General features: G+C 67.5%; 21 protein-coding genes and 1 tRNA gene. 12 read left to right on the forward strand and 10 right to left on the reverse strand.

Features of this window, described 5'->3' with window-relative positions; genetic code table 11:
* Positions 1-144: 144 nt before the first annotated feature.
* Positions 145-2,061, forward strand: a complete 1,917-nt coding sequence (locus D7006_RS02600; protein ID WP_237355432.1) for a propionyl-CoA synthetase — start codon at positions 145-147, stop codon at positions 2,059-2,061.
* Positions 2,062-2,147: 86 nt separating this feature from the next.
* Here D7006_RS02600 and D7006_RS02605 read toward each other — a convergent pair whose 3' ends face one another.
* Positions 2,148-2,483, reverse strand: a complete 336-nt coding sequence (locus tag D7006_RS02605; RefSeq protein ID WP_237355433.1) for a hypothetical protein — start codon at positions 2,481-2,483, stop codon at positions 2,148-2,150.
* A gap of 26 nt (positions 2,484-2,509) precedes the next feature.
* The gene (locus D7006_RS02610; RefSeq protein WP_237355434.1) at positions 2,510-2,827 is read right to left on the reverse strand and encodes a hypothetical protein; all 318 of its coding nucleotides are present in this window, start codon (positions 2,825-2,827) and stop codon (positions 2,510-2,512) included.
* Positions 2,828-3,158: 331 nt separating this feature from the next.
* Here D7006_RS02610 and D7006_RS02615 point away from each other — a divergent pair, with 331 nt between their 5' ends.
* The 3 genes from D7006_RS02615 (at position 3,159) to D7006_RS02625 (ending at position 5,725) form a co-directional block, all read left to right on the forward strand.
* Positions 3,159-3,866, forward strand: a complete 708-nt coding sequence (locus D7006_RS02615; RefSeq protein ID WP_229646429.1) for an outer membrane protein — start codon at positions 3,159-3,161, stop codon at positions 3,864-3,866.
* A 204-nt stretch (positions 3,867-4,070) separates the two neighbouring features.
* Entirely contained in the window at positions 4,071-4,985 is a 915-nt protein-coding gene (locus D7006_RS02620; RefSeq protein ID WP_237355435.1) for an MBL fold metallo-hydrolase, read from the forward strand.
* A 17-nt stretch (positions 4,986-5,002) separates the two neighbouring features.
* Positions 5,003-5,725: an SOS response-associated peptidase gene (locus tag D7006_RS02625; protein ID WP_237355436.1), complete on the forward strand. Its 723-nt coding sequence runs from the start codon at positions 5,003-5,005 to the stop codon at positions 5,723-5,725.
* A 3-nt stretch (positions 5,726-5,728) separates the two neighbouring features.
* On the opposite strand, the gene D7006_RS02630 is transcribed toward D7006_RS02625, so the two are convergent.
* Positions 5,729-6,508 carry a DUF1499 domain-containing protein gene (locus D7006_RS02630; RefSeq protein WP_237355437.1) on the reverse strand — a complete coding sequence of 260 codons (780 nt, stop codon included), beginning with the start codon at positions 6,506-6,508 and terminating at the stop codon, positions 5,729-5,731.
* Between the two features lie 41 nt (positions 6,509-6,549).
* A complete protein-coding gene (locus tag D7006_RS02635) occupies positions 6,550-7,293 on the reverse strand; it encodes an HAD family hydrolase (RefSeq protein WP_237355438.1) in 744 nt (247 codons plus the stop codon).
* A gap of 573 nt (positions 7,294-7,866) precedes the next feature.
* On the opposite strand from D7006_RS02635, the gene D7006_RS02640 reads away from it, so the two are divergent.
* A complete protein-coding gene (locus tag D7006_RS02640; protein WP_237355439.1) occupies positions 7,867-8,850 on the forward strand; it encodes an extensin family protein in 984 nt (327 codons plus the stop codon).
* 157 nt (positions 8,851-9,007) lie between these two features.
* Here the strand turns inward: D7006_RS02640 and D7006_RS02645 are convergent, their stop codons facing one another.
* On the reverse strand, positions 9,008-9,610 hold the full coding sequence (locus tag D7006_RS02645; RefSeq protein WP_210257932.1) for a L,D-transpeptidase: 603 nt from the start codon (positions 9,608-9,610) through the stop codon (positions 9,008-9,010).
* Between the two features lie 313 nt (positions 9,611-9,923).
* On the opposite strand from D7006_RS02645, the gene D7006_RS02650 reads away from it, so the two are divergent.
* On the forward strand, positions 9,924-10,127 hold the full coding sequence (locus D7006_RS02650) for a hypothetical protein (RefSeq protein ID WP_024280859.1): 204 nt from the start codon (positions 9,924-9,926) through the stop codon (positions 10,125-10,127).
* A 254-nt stretch (positions 10,128-10,381) separates the two neighbouring features.
* Entirely contained in the window at positions 10,382-11,356 is a 975-nt protein-coding gene (locus D7006_RS02655) for a magnesium transporter CorA family protein (protein WP_229646435.1), read from the forward strand.
* A 9-nt stretch (positions 11,357-11,365) separates the two neighbouring features.
* Here the strand turns inward: D7006_RS02655 and D7006_RS02660 are convergent, their stop codons facing one another.
* Positions 11,366-12,082, reverse strand: coding sequence for an SDR family NAD(P)-dependent oxidoreductase (locus D7006_RS02660; RefSeq protein ID WP_169124777.1), 717 nt, complete (start codon positions 12,080-12,082; stop codon positions 11,366-11,368).
* Between the two features lie 108 nt (positions 12,083-12,190).
* Entirely contained in the window at positions 12,191-12,832 is a 642-nt protein-coding gene (gene pdxH / locus D7006_RS02665; protein ID WP_237355440.1) for a pyridoxamine 5'-phosphate oxidase, read from the reverse strand.
* 96 nt (positions 12,833-12,928) lie between these two features.
* Between pdxH and D7006_RS02670 the strand changes: the two genes are divergently transcribed.
* The 4 genes from D7006_RS02670 to pap all read left to right on the forward strand — a co-directional run bounded on the left by D7006_RS02670 (position 12,929) and on the right by pap (position 16,518).
* The gene (locus tag D7006_RS02670) at positions 12,929-13,336 is read left to right on the forward strand and encodes an RT0821/Lpp0805 family surface protein (RefSeq protein ID WP_229646438.1); all 408 of its coding nucleotides are present in this window, start codon (positions 12,929-12,931) and stop codon (positions 13,334-13,336) included.
* A gap of 127 nt (positions 13,337-13,463) precedes the next feature.
* Positions 13,464-14,414, forward strand: a complete 951-nt coding sequence (locus D7006_RS02675; protein WP_237355441.1) for a DnaJ C-terminal domain-containing protein — start codon at positions 13,464-13,466, stop codon at positions 14,412-14,414.
* A gap of 121 nt (positions 14,415-14,535) precedes the next feature.
* Positions 14,536-14,988: a MaoC family dehydratase gene (locus D7006_RS02680; protein WP_029555753.1), complete on the forward strand. Its 453-nt coding sequence runs from the start codon at positions 14,536-14,538 to the stop codon at positions 14,986-14,988.
* Between the two features lie 42 nt (positions 14,989-15,030).
* The gene (pap, locus tag D7006_RS02685; RefSeq protein ID WP_237355442.1) at positions 15,031-16,518 is read left to right on the forward strand and encodes a polyphosphate:AMP phosphotransferase; all 1,488 of its coding nucleotides are present in this window, start codon (positions 15,031-15,033) and stop codon (positions 16,516-16,518) included.
* On the opposite strand, the gene D7006_RS02690 is transcribed toward pap, so the two are convergent.
* Positions 16,515-17,522, reverse strand: a complete 1,008-nt coding sequence (locus tag D7006_RS02690; RefSeq protein ID WP_237355443.1) for an MBL fold metallo-hydrolase — start codon at positions 17,520-17,522, stop codon at positions 16,515-16,517. The genes pap and D7006_RS02690 overlap by 4 nt on opposite strands.
* A gap of 61 nt (positions 17,523-17,583) precedes the next feature.
* A complete protein-coding gene (locus tag D7006_RS02695) occupies positions 17,584-17,958 on the reverse strand; it encodes a helix-turn-helix domain-containing protein (protein WP_237355444.1) in 375 nt (124 codons plus the stop codon).
* Between the two features lie 178 nt (positions 17,959-18,136).
* Here D7006_RS02695 and D7006_RS02700 point away from each other — a divergent pair, with 178 nt between their 5' ends.
* Positions 18,137-19,153, forward strand: coding sequence for a zinc-binding alcohol dehydrogenase family protein (locus D7006_RS02700; protein WP_237355445.1), 1,017 nt, complete (start codon positions 18,137-18,139; stop codon positions 19,151-19,153).
* A 15-nt stretch (positions 19,154-19,168) separates the two neighbouring features.
* Here the strand turns inward: D7006_RS02700 and D7006_RS02705 are convergent.
* Positions 19,169-19,243, reverse strand: a tRNA-Gln gene (locus tag D7006_RS02705).
* Positions 19,244-19,569: the final 326 nt, after the last annotated feature.

The raw sequence follows: 19,569 nt of genomic DNA on the forward strand, positions 1-19,569 counted from the left end.
CGGCCGAGCCCGATACCAAAGTACCAGTTCGCAGCATGAGGTTGCGGACCCGGGCGACAAACGTCTTACGCATTTGTGCGAGCTTGCGCCGTAAAAACGCTCCCGGCACTACCGGGCCAAAGAAGACCCTTGAGGGAGACGTCCATGTCCATTGATGGCGCGAGCCGCTACGCGCAGGCCTATGCCGGCTGGAAGACCGATCCGTCCGCCTTCTGGGCCGAGGCCGCCCGGGGCATCGACTGGGCCCGGCCGCCGCAGGCCATCTTCGACGCCGACGCCGGCGTCTACGGCCGCTGGTTTCCCGATGCGGTGGGCAATGTCTGCCACAACGCGCTGGACCGCCACGTTGCGGCCGGCCGTGGCGATGAGGCAGCGCTGATCTATGACAGCCCCGTCACCGGCACCAAGCGCACGCTGACCTATGGCGAGATGCTGACGGAAACGGCGACCCTTGCGGCCGTGCTGCAGGACATGGGCGTCGGCAAGGGCGACCGGGTGCTCGTCTACATGCCGATGGTGCCGGAAGCGATCTGCGCCATGCTGGCCTGCGCCCGCATCGGGGCGATCCATTCGGTGGTGTTCGGCGGGTTCGCGGCCAAGGAGCTCGCCACCCGCATCGAGGATGCCGAGCCGAAGGTGATCCTCGCGGCGTCCTGCGGCATCGAGCCGAACCGTGTCGTGCCCTACAAGCCGCTCCTGGACCTCGCCATCTCCATGTCGGCGGTGAAGCCGGAGCGCTGCCTCGTGCTGCAGCGGACCCAGGGTCCCGGCGCGCTCGTGGAGGGCCGCGATCTCGACTGGCAGGCCGCGGTGGATGCCGCCGCTGCAGCGGGCAAGGCCGCCCCCTGCGCCGACATGCTTGCGACCGACCCGCTCTACATCCTCTATACCTCCGGCACGACCGGTAAGCCCAAGGGGGTCGTGCGCGACACCGGCGGCTACATGGTGGCGCTCGATTGGAGCATGAAGAACCTATACGGCATCAAGCCCGGCGAGGTGTTCTGGACCGCCTCCGATATCGGCTGGGTGGTTGGCCATTCCTACATCGTCTATGCCCCGCTGATCCTGGGCGCGACCACGCTGGTCTACGAGGGCAAGCCGGTGGGGACGCCCGATGCGGGCGCCTTCTGGCGGGTGATCGAGGAGCATGGCGTCGTCGCGCTGTTCACGGCGCCGACCGCGCTGCGCGCCATCAAGAAGGAGGATCCCGACTGCCTCCTGAAGCAGGGGCGCGACCTCTCGCGCTTCCGCACCCTGTTCCTGGCCGGCGAGCGGGCCGATCCCGATACCGTGGTTTGGGCGCAGGAGCAGCTGAAGGTGCCGGTGGTGGACCACTGGTGGCAGACGGAGACCGGCTGGGCCATCGCCGCCAACCCCGTGGGCCTCGGCCTGCTGCCCATCAAGCTCGGCTCGCCCACCGTGCCCATGCCCGGCTACGACATCCAGATCGTTGACGAAGCGTCGAAGCCCGTTCCGGCCGGCACCATGGGCTCCATCGTGGTGAAACTGCCGCTGCCGCCCGGCTGCCTGCCCACCCTGTGGCAGCAGGACGACCGCTTCGCCGAAAGCTACCTCGCCGAGTTCCCCGGCTACTACAAGACCGCCGACGCCGGCTTCCTGGACGATGACGGCTATGTCTTCGTCATGGGCCGCACCGACGACATCATCAACGTTGCCGGCCATCGCCTGTCCACCGGCGGCATGGAGGAGGTGCTCGCCTCCCATCCGGACGTGGCTGAGTGCGCCGTCATCGGCGTGAAGGACGAGCTGAAGGGTGAGGTGCCGTGCGGCTTCGTCGTGCTCAAGGCCGGAGAGCGGCGGGCACCGGATGTCATCGAGAAGGAACTGGTGGGGCTGGTGCGCGACCGCATCGGGCCGGTGGCGGCCTTCAAGCTCGCGGTCACCGTGAACCGCCTGCCCAAGACCCGCTCCGGCAAGATCCTGCGCGGCACCATGAAGAAGATCGCCGACCATGATCCCTGGACCGTGCCCGCCACCATCGACGATGCCGGTGTGCTGGAGGAGATCGAGGGGGTGCTCAAGGAGCGCGGCATCGCCTGAAGGGGTGCCGCTTTTTGACCCTATCGAGGCCGGGCAAATGCCCGGCCTTTTTGCGTTCGGCTACCGGGATTTTCGGGCATCCAAAGTCAACGCCGCCCGCCATCGCGATAGGGGACGTAGCAGCTGTAGCCGATGAAGCACTGGGGATTGTCGCGCGTCGGCACCCATTCCGGACGGGTGTCCTGGTCATAGACGCAGAAGGTCCGGTCGCGCACGTAGCGATCATAGAGGGTGGGGGAGGTGGCGAGCACCACGGCGCCCTTCGATTGAATGAGGGCCGCGGCCTGGGTGCAGGTGAAGGAGCGGCTCTGCGTCTGCGCCGCCGCCGGCTCCGCGAGGGCGGCAAGGCCGGCCACAATCACAAGGCCGATAGCCGGGCGGACCCGGCGGGTGGTGCAAGTCTTCACGGCATCCTCCTTCACGACAGACGGCTCCGGCCGGTCGTTCCTCACCGGAAGGAATTCTCCCGGGTCGGCACGTAGCAGGTATAGCCCACGAAGCATTGCGGATTGTCCTTCGTCTTGATCCATTCCGGCTTCAGCTGCTCGAAGCCGGAGCAGTAACGCAGGGAATTTACGTAACGGTCGAAGATGTTGGGCCCCGTGCCTATGACCATGGCGCCATTGGAGGCGACCATTCCGGCAGCCGCAGCGCATGTCATGGTGAGGCTGTCGGGCCGCGCCAATGCGGCGCCGGAGGTCATTATGGCGAGCGCCGCCCCGGCCGCGACCGACCGCGCGAAAGGGGGGAATCGGTAAAGTTGCATGGCGTCCTCCTTGGGGACCAAGGAACCCAGTCTACGCTCGGGCCCATGAGAATGGCGTGAAGGCCCTTGTTTTTACGAACAATTTACCTTTTGGGTCCGGTGAGAAGGCCGATAGGCGGCGAAGGGTCGGTCATCACCCCTATGTAGCGGTAGCATACTAGGAATTTGGCTCCGGGTTGTGCTGATTTGGGGTGACTGTGGCAAGAATGTTACGGCATTCCGGCGAGACCCCTGCTAAATAAACCTCACTGGACGAAACGACTCGTGGCTCTCCGCAGCTGCCGACGATTTCGCCCAAAGCACGAGTTACCCAAGCAAGGGGGTTTTGGTCATGAAGCGGTTCCTTCTCGCCACTGTCGCGCTGGCGGCGCTCTCGGCTCCGGCCGCGGCTGCTGACCTGGCGACGAAGTATCCCGTCAAGGCGGTGGCCGTTGTCCCGGTGTTCTCCTGGACCGGTTTCTACATCGGCGCCAACGTTGGCTACGGCGGTGACTCGTTCACCTACGACGTCAACTACTTCGGCTCCCCGGTCGCCTCGGCCAGCCTGAACTCCTCCGGCTTCTACGCCGGTGGCCAGATCGGCTACAACTACCAGTTCGCCAACAACGTCGTGCTCGGCATCGAGACCGACCTGCAGTGGTCCAACATCGAAGGCACCGTCAGCGCCTCCGTGCTCGGTCTGCCGGTCGTGAGCGCTGGCACCACCATCGACTACTTCGGCACGATCCGCGCCCGCCTCGGCTACGCGATCGACCGGTTCCTGCCCTACATCACCGGTGGTGTGGCCTACGGCAAGACCGCGACCTCTGCCTCGGTCCTCGGCGTTCAGGTGTTCGACAAGTCCAGCACCAACTGGGGCTGGACCATCGGTGCCGGCGGCGAGTTCGCCATCACCAACAACTGGACGTTCAAGGCCGAATACCTCTACGTCGACCTCGGCTCTGCGAGCGTGGACGCCGTTGCGATCGCGCCCGGCCTGAGCGCCAGCACGGACTCCAAGTTCAACTCGTTCCGCGCGGGTGTGAACTACAAGTTCTGATCGAAGCTCTGCTTCATCGCGAAGCCCGCTGCCTCGGCAGCGGGCTTTTCTTTTGCCTGCGCGGCCTCGGCTTAGAGACCCGAGCCAGTTCCGGTCCGGGCCGCCGTTTCCGACCGATCCAAGCGCATCAGCACGCACCGATCCGCCGGAGCCCGCCACCGCCGCGGTTGTCGCTGATGCCTCAACTGGGCTAGCGTTGCCCCCATGAGCGACGAAATCGCCTTCGACCGCAGCTTCGATGTTCCAGCCGGCCGCCTCGATCAGGTGACGCCGCTTGTCCGGCGCATCGTGGCGCCCAATCCTTCGCCCTTCACCTTCACCGGAACCTGCTCCTACATCGTGGGCACGGGTACGGTGGCGATCATCGATCCGGGGCCGGACGACCCCAGCCATATTGCGGCGGTGCTCGATGCGGTCCGGGGCGAGACCGTCAGCCACATCGTCATCACCCACACCCATCGCGACCACTCCCCCGCGGCGCGCGCCATTCAGGCCGCCACGGGTGCGCCGACTGTTGCGGAAGGGCAACATCGTGCCGCTCGCCCGCTCGCCATCGGCGAAGTGAACCCGTTGGACGCCAGTGCCGACATGGACTTCCGGCCGGACGTTGTCCTGCCCGACGGCGAGGCGGTCGCTGGTCCGGGCTGGACGCTGTCCGGCATCGCCAGCCCTGGCCATTGCGCCAATCACATGGCCTTCTCGCTGGCCGAGGAAGATCTCATCTTCTCCGGCGACCATGTGATGGCCTGGGCCACCTCCATCGTCGCGCCCCCGGACGGATCCATGGGCGACTACATCCGATCGCTCGAGCGTTTCGCGGCACGCACCGAGGCGGTCTACCTCCCGGGACACGGCGGGCCGGTGCGCGACGCCCCGGCGTTCGTGAAGGATTACCTCGCCCACCGCGTGGCGCGGGAGGCCGCGATCCTGCGCGCGCTGGACCGCGATGTGGAGACGATTCCCGATCTGGTCCGGGGCATCTATATCGGCCTCGATCCCCGACTGGTGGGGGCGGCATCGCTCACCGTTCTGGCGCATCTCGAGCATCTGGTGGCCAGTGGCCGGGTCGTCACCGACGGAACGGCAGCCATAACCGGCCGATTCCGCCGGGCAGCCTGACACGCGAGACGGCAGCCATGTGCGGGCGGTTCGTCCAGCTGACGCCCCCGGCGGCCCTTGCCGCTCTGTTCGGGGTTGATCCAGCACTGTCGCCCCTGCCTAACGTTCCAGCCCGCTACAACGCGGCGCCGACGCAGGATCTCATGGTGGTCCGCCGAAATCCGGAGACGGGGCGGCGCCATCTCGATCTGCTGCGCTGGGGATTGGTGCCGTCTTTCGCCAAGGGGCCATCCGGCGGCGCCAGTCTCATCAATGCCCGCTCGGAGACTGTTGCCGAAAAGCCCACCTTCCGCGCCGCCTGGCGGGCGCGGCGCCGCTGCATCGTTCCTGCCGACGCTTTCTATGAATGGAAGGCCGTGGACAAGCGGCGCCAGCCCTTCGTCATTTCCCGCGCCGATGGCTCTCCCATGTCCTTCGCCGGCCTGTGGGACGGCTGGAAGGATCCCGGCACCGGCCAATGGCTCCGCACCTTCACCATCCTCACCTGCCCGGCAACGGAACGCCTGCGCCCCCTGCACGAGCGTATGCCGGTAATCCTGCCCGACACGGACATCTCGGCCTGGCTGGTGGGGGAGGAGGGCGCAGCGCTGATGCGCTCCTACCCCGGCGAAGCGCTTCGCCTGACCCCGGTTTCTACCGACGTCAATTCCGTACGCAACGAAGGTCCGAGTCTGGTGGAGCCGTTGGCACCGGACGAGGCCGCGGCCGCCGCCGCGCTTTTGGCGCGATCTGCGGTCTGAGACTCAGCGCCGCCGACGCTCGGCCGCGAGGTCCGCCATCAGCGCCTCGATGCGCTGGGCGTTGGTGCCAAGATCATGGATGCCGTAGCGCGCCGAGGAGCGCACATCGACCCGCGCCCCCTTCGCAGTCGGCCGTATGCGGATCGAGACGTCGCTGCGGAAGCCCATGACGGGCGAAACGGCCACGGCCTCGATCTGCCCGTCGCGCCTGGTTCCGCGCGGGGGGATCGCATCGAGGATGTGCCAGCGCCGCTTCTGCACCAGGGCGAGGACCGTATTGAACGCCTCTTCCGGTGTTGCCGTGAGGTCGACCGGCTTGATGCCGGGATAGGCCATACGCTGGGCCTCGGCCGCCGCGGACCCGCCGAAGGCGAGGCTGTTGGCATCCCGGGGATGGGCGAGCATGAGGGCACGAAAGCGGGGCGGATCAGTGGGGTCGGTGGCGATATCGGTGAGTTTCGGCAGCATCATGCCACGCGCGAGAACGGCGGCAGGACCAGCCAGGACCAGCCCGCCGATGGCCACGGCGGCGATGGCGCGGCCGATACCCAGCCACCCCGTCTCCCAGGTGATGAAGAAGGCGACGATGCCCATGGCGGCAGCGACGAGGGCCAGCACAAGGCCAGCCCCCAGCGTGGCGATCGCCGGCTGGAAGTCGAGCATGCCCGCACGATAGAGCAGCGCAGCCAGTGCCACCACCGGCACCGAAAACAGCGCCAGCCGGAAGCTCCAGCGGGCCAGAGGCGAATAGCGCTCCTCGGTATAAAGCCGGCGTCTGATCATCCTGCCGCCCGTGCTGCGCGTCCTGCGCCGTTGCCGGTCGGTTAGACCGCGTTTTCGCCGGCGAGGGAAGAGGCTTTCCCGGCCGGGGCGGGTAGTGCATCAGGCAGATCGTCGACGCTGTCCACCACGAGGTCTGCATCGCCGACGAGGTCGTCGACCGGCGCTGGCCCGCTGCGCACCAGGATGAAACGGGCTCCTGCGCCGCGTGCCGCTGCGAGGTCGTGGGCACTGTCGCCGATCACCGCCATGGCGTCCGGGCGGTGGCCGAACCGCGCGGCGAACGCCGCCACCATTCCCGGGCCGGGCTTGGAGCCGAAGCCGGAATCGTAGCCGTGAACCGCTTCGAGGAGGTCCAGGAAGCCGAGGGCCTCGGACTGCTGGCGGGCATTCTCCTCGGCGTCATTGGTGACGATGCCGAGGGCGAAGCCCGCCGACTTCAGCCGCTGCAGCGCTCGGGCGGGATGGCCGATGGGCGTGAGGTTCGCGAGACCCGCGGCCGCGAACAGGCGATCGATCTCCGCAAGGAAGTCGCCGTCGGCGGGGCGGCCCAGAGCATGAGCCCAGAGCGGGCCGTAATGGGCCGACGAGCCGGAAACGAGGGGCGAGGTGGGCAGGAAACGCTCCTCGTCGGGGAGATAATGGCTCACCGCCTCCAGCCGGGCGACGGCATGGGCGTCATCGCGCGCCATCTGCCGCATGACTGCACCGGCCGCCCGGCCCCAGGTGCGGTCGAAGTGCACCAGGGTGCCGTCCTTGTCGAAAAGCAGCGCGGTCAGATCCTGCATGGGTTCATCCGCTGGGCGGGGAGGGGGCTCCCGCAGGCCGGCTCGACCGCAGCGGAGGACGTCTTTAGTATCACGTGCATGTCATCCAGACGACCCGCCGTTCCGAGCCGTTGCCAGACCAAGCCGCACGCAGCGCTGCGGAAGGCGGTGCCGTGGATGGCCGGGTTGCCGGTTGCCATGTGCATCGGCTTCGCCGCATTCACAGCGCCCGGCCCAGCAAGCGCAGCGACCCCGCTGCCACCCACCAAGCCCAAGGACATGAAGGCGTCCTCTGCCGTCGTCGCGCGGGTCCCGTCCCTGCGCGCGGCACCGCTTCCGCCACGGCGTCCGCCGGAACTGACGGAAGAGGACAGCGAGGCGGAGACCGAGGGGCAGAGTGCGGCGCAGCCCGAGGGACCGGTGGACATTGGCACGGCCGATGGGTTCGTGCGGGATCCCGCACGGCCCCCGCCGCGGCCGCAGGTGGCCTCGCGGGAGACGGCGCCCGACGCAGCGTTAGCCCCAGGCGGCCCGAGGGGGGCCTCTCCATCGGCCGTACCCCCCATCGTCGCGCCCTCGGTGCCGGCAGGTCCCATGGTGATGCCCGCCGCCTGCGCTGATCTGGTGGCGGAAGGCGCGATCGAAGCCAGCCTCGAGACGTCCCTCACTCCCAGTCCAGTCTGCGGCACGTTCATCCCGGTTCGACTGACCGCGGTGCGGCTCGCCGATGGACGGATGATTCCGCTGAAACCGGCCGCGATCTCTCGATGTGAAATGACCGTGGCAGCCGCGGCGTGGATGAGTGAGGCGCTGGCCCCCGCCGTGGCTGCGGCCGGCGGGGTGCTGTCGGCGATCCGCATCGCCGATTCCTATAATTGTCGCCCGCGCAACCGCGTGGCGGGCGCCAAGATGAGCGAGCACGGCCGCGGCAATGCGGTGGATGTGGGCGGCTTCGAGCTGGGCGACGGACGCGTGTGGACGGTCGCGAAGGGGGGCCTGCCGATGGCGCTGCGCGCGTCCATGAAGGACAGCGCCTGCACCCGCTTTGCCACGGTGCTCGGCCCCGGCTCTGACGGGTACCACGAGGACCACATCCACGTGGACCTCGCCCAGCGCCGGAACGATTTCAAGCTCTGTCACTGGAACCTCGACGCCGGTTCTGCCGTGGCATCACGCAAGGACAAGCCGGGGGCGAATGCTCCGGCAGCGTCTGCCGAAAGTGGGGCGGGTGGCGCGTCCGAGGACAAGGAGGCGGCGGACAAGGAGGCTGGGGCTTCCGCCGGGACTGCCGAGGCCGAGCCGGAGAGTGCTCCGGCGTCTGCGCCCAAGGGCACTCCCGCGGCGGGGAAGGCCGCTCAAGGCAAAGGCACGGCTGCCAAAGGGACGGATGCGAAGGGAACGGCTACCAAGGGCGCGGCCGAGAAGGGCGGGCAGTCCACAAACGGCCAGGCAAAGACCGGCCAGACCAACGGCTCCAAGCCCAAGAGTGCCCAGGACAAGAGTGCCCAGGACAAGAATGCTCAGGACAAGGGTGGTAGCTCAAAGAGCACCCAGCCGAGGCAGAGCCAGTCCGATTGAGCGTTGCTAAGATGCGCGCGCAGATAGGGAGGTCCATCCGATGGATCGACCTCGTAGGGCGGTAAAGCCGGCGGGCTTCGTCGTGTTCGTCGGGCGAGGCCCAAACAAAAAGGGCGCGGCCAAGCCGCGCCCTTTTTACGTCTGAAGATAAATCAGCTCAGAGCACCACGACCTCGGCGCCCACCGGAACGCGGCTGTAGAGGTCGATGACGTCCTCGTTGAGCATGCGGATGCAGCCCGAGGAGATCGCCTGGCCGATATATTCCGGCTGGTTGGTGCCGTGGATGCGGAACAGGGTGTCCTGATTGCCCTGGTAGAGGTACAGGGCGCGGGCGCCCATGGGATTGTGCGGGCCGGGCGCCACGTAGGACGGCAGGCCAGCAATGCGCTGGTGGATTTCCGGAGTGGGAGTCCAGCTCGGCCACTCGGTCTTGCGACCGACCTTGGCCTGGCCGCGGAAGGCGAGGCTTTCCTCGCCGACGGTCACGCCGTAGCGGATCGCCTTACCGTTGCCTTCCACATAGTAAAGAAACTTGTTCGGAGTATCGACGACCACCGTGCCCGGCTTCTTATTGGTCGGATACTCAACGATATGCCGCGCAAAATCGCCCGAAGGCTTCACATTCGGATACGGCTTGTTGGCAAGAAGCTGCTTGTCCCGCGCCGTCATTGCCGTGTCCGGCGCCGGCGCCACCGTTCCGGAGATGCAGCCGCTGAGCATCAAACCTGTCAGCAGTGCCCCGACCGCTCGCCACATCATGTCTCGCCTCTTAACTCTGCCCTTGACGCACAAGGAGGATTCGACCCGCGAGAATGAATTAACCCAATGTCCGCTTCGCTAGAAGGGTGTTCGGATGGGGCGGTGTTGCTTGTGCGAAGGCGTTGCAGAAATGCCTCACAGATTGACCTTTCGGCACCCTATTTGGAGTTTCGCAAGCTTTGGGGCGCCTACTCTTCGTATGACCGCGGAGAAGACGCATCGGCTGCACAGTTTTGACGCAGTTGATCGCCATCTCTGAAGGGGTCACGCGAAGGTGCCGCTGCGTAACGGCGCACCACACAGGAGTTGGGACATGTCTACCGGACACCAAGGGCTCAGCCCCCGGGAGGAATCGGATCTGAAGCGTACGGCGCAGAGCCAGCAGTGGCGCGACATCGGCATCTCCGCCGTCGCCGCGGCTGCGCAGCAGGCGAGCGACAAGAAGGCGGTCGAGGCCAAGGCGGCCCAGGCCAACAAGGTCGTCACCCTCAAGGACATCGACTTCCTCGCCGCCTGAGGCAGGAACGATGGTCCACCCGGAACCGGCGCGGGGGCCGGACCGGGGTGGTGAAGGCGGTGCGCTGGCCGCAAGGTGTCACGCATCGACAACCCCACGTCCCGATCGGCGGCGACACTGTTTTGCCGCCGGACGTCCGGGTGGGTGGTATCCGCAGCGGGGAGTGGACGCGACGGCGGTCGCACCTCCCGATCGGCTCGGTTCCCACGCGACCCGCGGCGGGCTAGAAGGGCGGGCCGATCAAGGACCGCCGCATGATCTTCGCCTACATCTCCAGACAAGGAAGCCTCGAGGCCGTTCCGATCACGGACGGACCCATCCCCGAGGCTGCGGTCTGGGTCGACCTGATCTCCCCCACCGAGGCCGATGACACCCGGGCGGAAGCGTTCGCCGGCATCTCCGTGCCCACGCGGGAGGAGATGGGCGAGATCGAGCAGTCGAGCCGCCTCTATATGGAGGGCGGCGCGCGCTACATGACCGCCACCATCCTCTGCGGGGCCGATACCGAGACGCCGGTGATGCTGGCCGTCACCTTCATCCTCACCCGCGGCCGCCTCATCACCGTGCGCTACGGCGAGCCCCGTGCATTTCCCTCGGTCTCCAACCGGCTGGGCAAGTCATGCCCCACAACGGTGAAAGGCGAGGATATCCTCATCGAGCTTCTGGAAGCCGTGGTGGATCGCTCCGCCGACGTGCTGGAGCAGATCGGCGCGGATGTGGAGCGCATCTCCCGGCGCATCTTCGAGCGTTCCGACGGACGGGAGAATGCCAATCAGCGCTACCGCGCCATCCTCTCCCATATCGGCCGCAAGGAAGGGCTCGTCTCCTACGCCCGGGAGAGCCTCGCCTCGCTGCAGCGGCTCATTTCCTTCCTGGGGGCGGATTCTGACGGCTCGACCATCGCCAAAGACGGCAAGGCCAATATCAAGTCCATGAGCCGGGATGTGGCCGGCCTTTCGGACTATGCCGCCTTCATCGGCGACAAACTGCAGTTCCTGCTGGATGCTACCATCGGCATGGTGGGGCTCGAACAGAACAACATCATCAAGATCTTCGCCGTGCTCTCCGTGGTGCTGATGCCGCCGACGCTCATCGCCTCGATCTACGGCATGAACTTCCAGCACATGCCGGAACTGGCGGAGACCTATGGCTACCCGCTCGCACTGTGCGCCATGGTGGTGTCGGGCATCCTGCCCTACGTCTTCTTCAAGTGGCGCCGCTGGCTCTAGACCGCAGCGTCAGACGTGCTGGCCGCCATTGATGTGGATCTCGGCGCCATTGAGGTAGGAGGAGGTCTCCGTGCACAGCACGTAGATGATCTTCGCCACCTCATCCGGCGTGCCGAGGCGCTGCATGGGGATCTGCGCCACGATCTTGTCCGTGCCCGGCGAGAGGATGGCGGTGTCGATCTCCCCCGGCGCGATGGCGTTCACCCTTATGCCACGGCGGCCGAAGTCGGAGGCCATCTCCCGGGTCAGGGAGGCGAGGGCCGCCTTGGAGGTGGCATAGGCCGCCCCTGCGAAGGGATGCACCCGCGAGCCGGCGATGGAGGTGACGTTCACCACCGAGCCTTGCGCCTTCTCCAGCTCGGCTGAAAGCCCCCGCGCGAGGATGATGGGGGCGAAGAAATTCACCTGGAACACGTCCACCCAGGTTTCGAGATCGGTATCCAGCGTGCCGAGGCGGGCGCCGCCCTCGCCCTTGGGCGAGATGGCGGCGTTGTTGACGAGGGCGTCGAGCTTGCCCTCGGGCAGTCGGCTCTTTACTTCGGCGATGGCCGCCTTGGTGCTGGCTGGGCTCGAAAGGTCCACCTGAAGATGGTCCTCGGGGCCGGCACCCCACGGGCATTGCTCGGGGAAGGGATGGCGCGAGCAGGAGATGACGCGCCAGCCGGCCGCGGAGAAGCGCTTCACCGTGGCGTGGCCGATGCCGCGCGAGGCTCCGGTGAGGAGCATGATGCGCGGCCGGTCTTCGGTTTCCGATGTCATGTGTGAGCCTCGGCCGCAGCCGGTAAGGTGATGTAGTGTCAGCCCGAGTCCGGGTCCAGTCCGGCCGGTCCGGGATCAGGGATAAAGCCGGGTCTTCGTCCAGGCCTCGCCTTCACCCGCGCGGCGAAACACCACGCGATCGTGCAGGCGGAACGGCCGATCGTGCCAGAACTCGATGGCCACGGGCAGGATGCGGAAGCCGGTCCAGTGGGGCGGGCGCGGCACGCTGCCGAGGGCATATTTCGCGGTGGTCGTCGCTACGGCGGCCTCAAGCGCAAAGCGTCCTTCCAGCGGGTGCGACTGCTTCGAGGCCCAGGCGCCGATCTGCGAGAGGCGGGGCCGGGTAGCGAAATAAGCATCCGCTTCCGCGTCGCTCACCAACTCCACAGGCCCACGCACCCGCACCTGACGGCGCAGCGATTTCCAGTGGAACACCAGAGCCGCCTTCGGGTGGGCGGTGAGTTCGCGGCCCTTGGCGCTGCCGGTATTGGTGAAGAAGACGAATCCGCGCTCGTCCAGCCCCTTGAGCAGCACCATGCGCGCGTCCGGCAGCCCGTCCTCGTCCACGGTGGCGAGGGTCATGGCGTTCGGATCGTTCGGCTCGGACTTGCCGGCTTCCTCCAGCCACTCGGAGAAAAGACGGAAAGGCTCGGAAGATTCGGTGAAATCACCGGATGTTAAGGGATCACGGGGTTCCATGGTGTCGCTCGCCGTCATGTGGAGCCCCTCGTGTCTGACCGTTCGCACGCCTCTCGGGGCGGCTTCATCGTTCTATATAGAAGTGTCGGGCGCCCGCGCGAAGGGCTCGCCGCCATGGCAGGCGCGTGTCTTCTAGCCGCGCTCCTGTCCGGCTGCGCCAGCGCGCCGTTCCACGACGACGATTCGCTCGTCACCGGCTCCATCAAGGCGACGCCGGCCTCCCTGCCGGTGCCGGAAGGGCCGGCCCCCAAGGGCATCACCGCCGGCGACTGGACGCAGGCCAAGCTCGCCCTCGATCAGGCGCTCGCCGCCCGCGATGGCGATGTCTCGGTCCCGTGGGACAATCCGGAGACTGGCACCCGCGGAACGGCGACACCGGTCGGCCCGACCCAGGCCGGCTGCCGCGGCTTCATGATCTCGCTGGTGGACGGCAAGTCCGCCGATCGCTGGGTGCAGGGCGAGGCGTGCAAGGGCCGCACCGGCACGGTGCTCAATCAGGTCCGCCTGCTCGGGCGCGCCTGAGCCTCATCGAAAGGCATGGCGCGAAAAAGCGCAGGCCGTTTGAGCGGTGCCGTTGCATTTTTTGCGCCGCGAACCACATGTTCCGTGCGGCTGGCCGCCTGAGTGCCGGCCGGCGAGGTGACAATTCATGCGTGATCCCTACGACGTCCTCGGTATTTCCAAGACCGCCGACGAGGCAGAGATCAAGCGCGCCTATCGCAAGCTCGCGAAGAAGCTCCACCCGGACGCCAATGCGTCCGATCCCAAGGCCCAGGACCGCTTCGCCGAGCTGAACACGGCGCACGAGATTCTCTCCGACAAGGAGAAACGGGGCCAGTACGACCGCGGCGAGATCGACGCGGAGGGCAAGCCGCGCGCGCCGGAATTCACCGGCTTCGGCGGTGGCGGCCCCCGGCGCGGCCCCGGTGGCTTTTCCGGCTTCGACGGCGACACGATTTTCGAGAGCTTCTCCTTCGGTCCCGAGGGGGCCCGGCGCACGTCCCGTGGTGGTGGTGGCGGGTTCGAGGATATCGGCGACATCTTCGGCTTCGGCCGGCAGCGCCGGTCCGCCGGTGGCGGCTTTGCGCCCCAGCCGGGCGCCGACATGGAAATCACGCTTCCCGTCTCCTTCGAGGAGGCGACGCAAGGAGCGTCGAAGCGTGTCGGCCTGCCCAACGGCAAGCAGATCGACATCAAGATCGCCCCCGGCACCCGCGAGGGGCACCGGATGCGCCTGAAGGGGCAGGGCGAGCCGAGCCCCATGGGCGGCCCGGCCGGCGATGCCTACGTAACCATCTCCTATGCCACGCATCCGCTGTTCGAGCGTGATGGCGACGATCTCAGGCAGTCTCTGGACGTGCCGCTCGCCGATGCGGTGCTTGGGGCCAAGGTGCGGGTGCCGACGCTCACCGGCGCCGTGGAACTCGCCATCCCGGCCTGGACCTCCGGCGGGCGCACTTTCCGCCTGCGCGGCAAGGGCCTGCCCAATGCGACAGGCGGCCACGGCGACCTGCTGGCGCGGGTGAACGTGGTGTTGCCGGCGGAGAAGAGCGCGGAGCTGGAAGAGCTGATGCGCAAGCTCAAGGGGGAGGCGGCCTGACGCCGCCTCTGCTCTGGTCCGCCGCCCCTGCGACGTTCCAGCTTACCATTTCGGCCGACTTTCCACCCGTGCGGCTGGCTTCTAGAGTGCGCGCCCCGACAAGCATAACGGAAGCGCGCCCATGTTCCTCGAATTGCAGAACCTCTTTTTTGAAGACCTGACGGTTGGGCGCATCGAGCGCATGTCGAAGACGGTGTCTTCCTCCGACATCGTTGGCTTCGCCGAACTCACCGGCGACCGCAATCCCATCCATCTGTCCCAGCATTTCGCCGCGCGCACGCCCTTCGGCGGCCGGATCGCACACGGTCTTTATACGGCGAGCCTGATCTCCGCCGTACTTGGTACCCGTCTTCCGGGTCCGGGCGCGGTCTACATCTCCCAGACGCTGAACTTCCGTGCCCCCGTGCGCATCGACGACACGGTGGAGGTGGAAGTGCGCGTGGTGGAGCTGATCCCCGAGCGCTTCCGCGCGCGGCTCTCCTGCATCTGCACCGTGAAGGGCGAGGTGGTGCTGGATGGCGAGGCGTGGGTGAAGGTGCCGTCCGCCGCCACCCAGAAGGTTGCATCGGCCTGAGCGGTCGTACACGCTGCCTCTCCCGGCACGAGGAGAGGCGGCATGTTCGAATCCGCGACGTTCGCGCATCATCTCGACAAGGCCGCCTTCAAGGCCATGGAACCCAGCCTGCGCGAGGATCTGCTCACCGCGCAGTTCCAGCTCATCGAGCAGAAGCGGCGCAGCCTCATCGTCCTCATCCACGGCCCCGACGGCGCCGGCAAGGGCGCGGTGCTGAACCGCCTCTACGGCTGGCTGGACGTGCGCAAGCTCCAGACGCTGACCTTCGACATGCCCTGCGCGCGGGAAGACCGCCCGGCCATGTGGAAATACTGGCGCGAGCTGCCGCCCTTCGGCCAGATCGGCATCATGCTCGGCTCCTGGTACCACGCGCCCCTCTGCAAGCGGGCGCTGGACGAGATGAAGCGCGGTGACTTCATGGCGGCGCTGGAGGATATCCAGCGCTTCGAGGCCATGCTCCACGCCGAAGGCGTGAGCCTGCTCAAGATCTGGCTCTATCTCGACCCGGAGGAGGCGCGCACCCGCCTCAAGGGTGTCACCAAGGGCGAATGGCAGCGCCCGGTCGTGCGGGAGTGGGAGGAGCTGAAGGGCTCCGGCCCGCGCAAGCGGCTGCTCGCCATCTCCGAGGACGCCGCCCGGGCCACCTCCACCGAAACGTCGCCCTGGCATGTGGTGCCGGCTGCCGACGAGGAGTATCGCGACGCCATGGCCGGCAGCCTGCTGCTGGAGAAGCTGCGGTCCATGGCCGCCGAGCCGGAGCCGGCGCCTCAGCCCCTCGCGCCCAACCCGACGCAGCTGCCCTCGACGCTGCCGACCTTCTCCATCCTCTCGACCCTCGACCTCTCCAAGTCCCTCGACGAGGACGATTACGATCGCCAGCTGGCGCAGGAGCAGAGCCGCATCACCCGCCTCACCAATTCCCCGCGCTTCGCCGATGCGGGACTGGTGGTGGCCTTCGAAGGTTCGGATGCGGCCGGCAAGAGCTCCACCATCATGCGGCTGCGGCGAGCGCTCGATCCCCGGCACTTCCGCGTCCACCCCATCGCCGCCCCCACCGACGAGGAACGCGCGCGGCCCTATCTCTGGCGCTTCTGGCGGCACATCCCGACCCATGGGCGCACCGCCATCTTCGACCGATCCTGGTATGGCCGCGTGCTGGTCGAGCGGGTGGAGCGCCTGTGCGGACCGGACGACTGGGGCCGCGCCTATGGCGAGATCAACGATTTCGAGGCCCAGCTCTCGGCGGCGAACTATGTGGTGGTGAAGTTCTGGCTGGCCATCAGCCAGCAGGAGCAGGCGCGTCGCTTCGAGGAGCGCGAGACCGTCGCCTACAAGCGCTTCAAGCTGACCCCCGAGGACTGGCGTAACCGGGAGAAATGGCCGCTCTACGAGGCGGCCGTGACCGAGATGGTGGATCGCACTTCCACCCGCATCGCCCCGTGGACGCTGGTGGAATCCGAAGACAAGCGCTACGGCCGGGTCAAGGTGCTGAAGACCATCGCCGACCGGCTGGAACAGGCGCTCGGCTAGACGCCGGGCGCGTCCCACACCTGTCCGGGGTGCAGCGGCAGAAAGCGGTGCCGCGCGATCCCGGCGGCGTCGAGCGCCTCGCCGAGTGCCCGCTTCGGCGCATCCTGCCCCTCGTCCGTGAGGCGGAACGTGCCCCAGTGGATGCCGAGGCCCTGGGTGGCGCCGGTATCCTCCAGGATGCGCACGGCCTCCTCGGGATTTGTGTGCTGGGGCGCCATGAACCAGCGCGGCTCATAGGCGCCGATGGGGATCAGCGCCACGCGCGGCGCGCCGAACGCGCTTTTGACCGACCGGAAGATGGCGCCGGTGCCGTAGCCCGTATCGCCGGCGAAATAGATCAGCCCCTCCGGCGTCGCCAGCACGAAGCCGGCCCACAGGGCGAACCGTCGGTCCCTTATGCCCCGCGCGGACCAGTGGTTGGCGGGATGGAGGATCGCCTCCACGCCCGCGCCGAGATCAAAGCGTGCGCCCCAGTCGCCGGTGGTGATATCGAGGGCCTTGAGCCGTGGGCGCAGGATCTTGTCGTTGCCGAGCGGCGTCAGCACGCGCGGGCGGTGGGTGCGCTGGAGGCGACGCAGCGTCGCAAGATCCATGTGGTCGTAGTGGTTGTGGCTGAGCAGCACCCAGTCAATCGGCGGCAGGGCCGTGAAGGCGATGCCGGGAGGATTGTGCCGCTTCGGCCCCAGAAAGCGGAGCGGGCCTGCGCGCTCCGACCAGACCGGATCGGTGAGGATGTTCAGGCCCGCCACCTGAATGAGCACGCTGGCGTGCCCGACCATGGTGACGCGGATGCCGGACCAGACGCGCGGAGGCGGCGTCTCCTGCCGCATCGGGATTGGCCGCTCGGCTGGCCAGCCCACGGGCGCGGGCTCTTCCTCCCGCTTGGCGCGGCGCCAGGCGAGAAGATCCTTCAGGCTCTTGTCGGTGGAGGGGTGGTCGGGATTGAAGAAGCGCGTGCCGTCGAAATGATCCGAGGGCGGGCCATGATGGTACGGACGGGGCATGGCCCGACACTAGCCGAATTTCCCGGAACCGGCGCGCGCGGCGAAGCGGCGCGCCTTGGCGCTATTCGGCCGCCATCACATGCCCGGCGTCGGGAAACGGGCAGGCCGCGCCCTGCAGATGGCCGCGCCCGAAATCGGCCAGCGCCTCGACGACGTCGCGCAGGGCCTCGCCCTTCTGCGTGAGCCGGTAGCCGACTTGCGGCGGCACGGTGGGATAGACCCGGCGCAGCACCAGCCCGTCCGCCTCCAGTTCCCGCAGCGCCTTGGAGAGGATGCGTTGGGTCACGTTCGGCATCCTCCGGCGCAGCTCGGAGAAACGCAGCTCGCCGCCCATGAGGTGATGGAGGGTCGCGCCCTTCCATTTGGCGCCGATCAGCGCCAGCGCCGCCTCGACGGGACATCCCGTTCCCGGATAGGTCACGTGGCGCCTTGCCAATGCTCGTCCCTCCAACCGCCATTGTGGCGGCGAAGTATGGCGGAGGGCGATCGCCCACGCCACACGGCGTATCATGACTGATACCAGCCCACCCGATTGTGCCGTCTTGCGCCGCGCGCCGGACGATCAAGATTAGGGGACACCGGCGCGCCCTGCGCCAGCTTCGAGAGAGATCGTCATGAAGGCCATCGGTTACGTTGCCTCCCGTCCCGCCGACAGTCCGGATGCTCTGTTCGCCTTCGAGGCGCCGAACCCCGTTCCGGGCCCGCGCGACCTGCTGGTGCGGGTGAAGGCCATCTCGGTCAATCCGGTGGATACGAAGGTTCGCATGCGCCGCCAGGGGACGGCCGAGGCGCCGGTGATCCTCGGCTGGGATGCGGCCGGCGTGGTGGAGGCGGTGGGCGCCGATGCCGGGTCGTTCGCGGTGGGCGACGAGGTCTATTATGCGGGTGCCATCACCCGGCCCGGAACCAATGCCGAGCTCCATCTGGTGGATGCTCGCATCGCCGCGCGCAAGCCGCGAACCCTCTCCTTTGCCGAAGCCGCTGCCCTGCCGCTCACCGCGCTCACGGCCTATGAGAGCCTGTTCGACCGCCTGCGCCTGCCGCGCGGCGTTGCCGACGACAAGACGGTGCTGCTGATCGTCGGCGCCGCCGGAGGCGTCGGCTCCATGGCGGTGCAGCTGGCACGCCGGCTCGCCTCCGCCACCATCGTCGGTACCGCCTCCCGCCCCGAGAGCATCGCCTGGGTGAAGGAACTGGGCGCCGACCATGTGATCGACCACACCAAGCCGCTCGCGGGCGAGCTGAAGGCGCTCGGCCTTGGCGGCGCGCACCGCATCTTCAGCATCACCGGCACCCACCAGCACTGGCCGCAGCTGGTCGAGGCGCTGGTGCCCCAGGGCGCCATCTGCGTCATCGACGATCCTGCCGCGCTCGACGCCAGCCTTCTGAAGCCCAAGAGCGGAGCGCTCGCCTGGGAGTCCATGTTCACGCGCTCCATGTTCGAGACCCCGGACATGGACGCCCAGCACCGCATCCTCTCCGAAGTCGCCGGACTGGTGGACGAAGGCCTCCTGCGCACCACCCTCGGCGCCCATTTCGGCCCCATAACCCCGGACAACCTCAGGCGCGCCCACCTCGCGCTGGAGAGCGGGCGCTCCATCGGCAAGATCGTACTGGAAGGCTGGGCGTAGGGGGAGGCGTCGCGGTGGCTGGGGCGCCTGGATTCGAACCAGGGAATGGGGGAATCAAAATCCCCTGCCTTACCACTTGGCTACGCCCCAACGCGGCGGCGGAACATATAGGCGTGGGGGGCGCATGTCCACGGATGGGCGTGTGATTGCCGATGCTAATGGAGGGAGCCGGGCGCAGTGGTTGATGCGCCCGGCACAAAGGCGGCTCGGCAGCTGTGCATGGGTGTGAAATTACGTAGCGTCATCAAGCATTTGCGCCGCGATTTTGCCGTTGTCGCATGGCGTGCTGACGTTGTGTCCGCGACCGGACCGTGTGCCGCGCCGCTTTGCGCGGCCCCTTTGGAGGCCTGCACCATGCGTGCACGTACTGCCATCCTCGCCTTGACGTTCGCCGCCGCTTTCGCCGCCCCTGGTTT

Origin of the sequence: Xanthobacter sp. YC-JY1 (assembly GCF_021730305.1) — a bacterium.
Classification (GTDB): Bacteria; Pseudomonadota; Alphaproteobacteria; order Rhizobiales; family Xanthobacteraceae; genus Xanthobacter; species Xanthobacter flavus.